The sequence below is a fragment of the Microcoleus sp. Pol7_A1 genome (assembly GCF_036701085.1).
Lineage (GTDB): Bacteria > Cyanobacteriota > Cyanobacteriia > Cyanobacteriales > Microcoleaceae > Microcoleus > Microcoleus asticus.
In genome coordinates, this window is sequence record NZ_JAUBQD010000077.1 from 1 (window position 1) to 3,309 (window position 3,309).

The window sequence follows — 3,309 nt, forward strand, 5'->3', positions numbered from 1 at the left end:
CAATCTTCAAAAATGGTTTGTGGAAATTTTCGCTAAACCCACATAGCTGTTGGATAATTTTTTTTGTGGAGGTCTCTAAGTCAGGCTGCGTTAGCATCAGTATGGCAGGTATCCCGGAAGAACTCACTCCAGTTTTAAAGAAGAAGTCAGATTTTGCTGACTTAGAGACAGCAGAACTAGCGATCTTTCCTGCTATTGACAATATACTTGAGGAGTCGTCCTCTGCGGTGGCAAATGCGCAATCGCTAGTCTCGCCTGCCGTTTCTCTCTCCAATTTAGATAACCCAGAAGGTTCTGTTAGTTTCGATTCCCCCCTATATATCGATCGTCCTCCCATCGAATCGGACTGCTACCAAACTATTGCTAAACCTGGCGCTTTGATCCGAGTGAAATCACCCCGCAAAATGGGGAAGACTTCTTTATTACAGCGCATTTTATACTATTCAAGAGAACAGGGACATCAAACTGCCTATTTAAACTTTCAATCTGCTGATGGTAATTTTATTAGCAATCTCGATCAGTTGTTGCAATGGCTTTGTGTTGATATTACTAATCAACTAAATTTAGAAGATCGAGTAGCAGACTATTGGAAACAAGGGATGGGTAGCAAACAAAAATGCGGCAACTATTTTCAGCGCTACCTGTTAGCAACAATTACTACACCATTAACGTTAGGATTGGATGAAGTTGATCGAGTTTTTCAATATCCCCAAGTAGCGCAGGAATTCTTTGGTTTACTGCGGGCGTGGCATGAAAAAGGAAAAAACGAACCTGCTTGGAAAAAACTGCGTTTAGTAATTTCCCATTCCAAAGAAGTTTATATTCCCCTCAACATCAACCAGTCGCCATTTAATGTAGGTTTATCAATTGAGTTACCAGAATTTAACCATCAACAAATTGTAGAGTTAGTACAAAAACATCAACTGAATTGGTCTGCCAGTCAGATAGAACAACTGATTGGAATGGTAGACGGGCATCCTTATCTGTTAAGAAAAGCCCTTTATGAAATTGCTCGCGGTTGTTTAACCTTAGAGGAATTTTTACAAAGTGCACCGACTGAAGAAGGAATTTACGGCGATCATTTACGTCATCATTTAATTCATCTCACTGCCGATCCAAATTTGGAAGCAGCAATGAAACAAGTAATTGCTAGTTCGGTTCCGGTACGATTAGAAGCCGAGCTAGCGTTTAAACTTCGCAGTAGGGGTTTAGTGAAGTTGCGAGGTAATGATGTGATTCCTCTGTGCAATCTCTGCCGCCTATATTTTAAAGACCGCTTGGGAGTTCATTAATTTGTACGTTGTTGCGCTTTAGCGCTAAATCTGGCGCTAAAGCGCAACAACGTACTTTTTTAAATAATTTAATTTTTGGGAGTTCGTTAATGAATGACAAACCCGATCTAAATTACGAATATCAAGTTGGTGGTAGCTTACCGATTGATGCGCCTACTTATGTTAGGAGACAAGCTGACCGAGATTTTTATGAAGGATTAAAGGCGGGAGAGTTTTGTTACGTCCTCAACTCGCGACAGATGGGGAAATCTAGCTTGCGAGTGCAGACAATGGCGAGATTGCAGCAAGAAGGATTTGCCTGTGCTGCTGTTGATATCACGTCAATTGGCACGTCAGATATTACTCCTCAAGAGTGGTATTTTGGAATTATTGACTCCCTGGTAAATAGTTTTGAATTGTACGATCTTTTTGATTCTTACGAATGGTGGACAAGTAACAAATTGCTGTCTCCTGTTCAACGTTTCAGCACTTTTATTAGAGAGATATTGCTAGAATTTATCGATAAAAATATCGTAATTTTTATTGATGAAATTGATAGCGTTTTGGCTTTAGCGTTTGATATAGATGACTTTTTTGCAGTTATTCGCGATTGTTTTAACCAGCGTGCAGATCAACCAGAATATAACCGCCTAACTTTTGCTTTGATTGGAGTATCAACACCTTCCGATTTAATTAGTAATTACCTTCGCACTCCCTTTAATATCGGGCGGGCTATTGAGTTAACGGGTTTTCAATTAACAGAAGCACAACCTTTGGCAGTTGGGTTAGAAACTCAAGCAGAAAATGCTCAGGCGTTGCTAGAAGCCGTATTATATTGGACAGGTGGACAACCATTTTTAACGCAGAAAGTTTGTAAATTACTTCGAGTTAATCTCAATACCGATCCTATTGAAACTTATGCCAATTTGGTAGCGAATATAGTACGACAAAAGGTGATTCAAAATTGGGAAGAGCAGGATGAACCAGAGCATCTGAAGACGATTCGAGATCGCATCTTACATAGCAAAAAACTTGCTAGTCGGTTGCTGGGCCTCTATCAGCAAATTTTGCAACAAAATGAGATAGCGGCTGATGATACTCCCGAACAAATGGAACTCCGATTAACAGGTTTGGTAGTTAAGCAATCTGGTAAACTTAAAGTTTATAACCAAATTTATAAATGTGTTTTTAATGCTGATTGGGTAGAAAAACAATTAGCGAATCTCCGCCCCTACAGCGAAAGTTTTAACGCTTGGGAAGATTCTGATTGCCAAGATGAATCGCGACTGTTGCGGGGTCAGGCGTTGCAAGATGCTCAAACTTGGGCAGCCGGTAAAAGTTTGAGCGATTTTGATTATCATTTTTTAAATGCCAGTCGGGAATTACAACAACGGGAATTTGAACGAAAATTTGAAGCTCAGAGACAAGCTAATCAAATTTTGACTGAAGCGAATCAGACCCTAACCAAGGCACAGGAAAAGGCATTAAAGATTAGGACTGTGACTTCGGTTTTTGCTGGGGCGGCTATGTTAGTGGCAACTGGAGTATCTGTGTTTGCTAGTTATCAAGTCACTCAAGCTAAGATTTTAGCCAATACCATCCAGGAAAGTGCTTTTTCTAATGAATCATTTCATTCGGGACAGACATTTCAAGCACTGCTGGAAGCATTAAAAGCAGGGCAAACATTCAAACAACTAGATGCTTCCGCCGACACTACAATCAAAGAACAAGTGATGGTTGTACTGCAACAAGCAGTTTCCCAAGTAAAAGAGCGCAATAGTTTGCAAAGGCATAGCAAAAGTGTTAATAGCGTCGCATTTAGTCGAGATGGCAAGATATTGGCTTCTGCTAGCGATGACAACACCATCAAACTGTGGAACCTGCAAACCCAAACAGAGATTAAAACCCTCACTGGGCATAGCAATGAGGTCTATAGCGTCGTATTTAGTCCCGATGCTAAGACATTGGCTTCTGCTAGCTCTGACAAAACCATTAAACTGTGGAACCTGCAAACCCAAACAGAAATCAAAACCCTCAC

2 protein-coding genes are annotated in these 3,309 nt (G+C 40.5%); both read left to right on the forward strand.

The window, feature by feature from the left end:
• The coding region (locus tag QUA20_RS27915; RefSeq protein WP_333193151.1) for an AAA-like domain-containing protein at positions 1-1,292 on the forward strand (1,292 nt) is incomplete at its 5' end.
• Positions 1,293-1,381: 89 nt separating this feature from the next.
• Positions 1,382-3,309: AAA-like domain-containing protein (locus QUA20_RS27920; protein ID WP_333193152.1), on the forward strand; the 1,928-nt coding region annotated here is incomplete at its 3' end.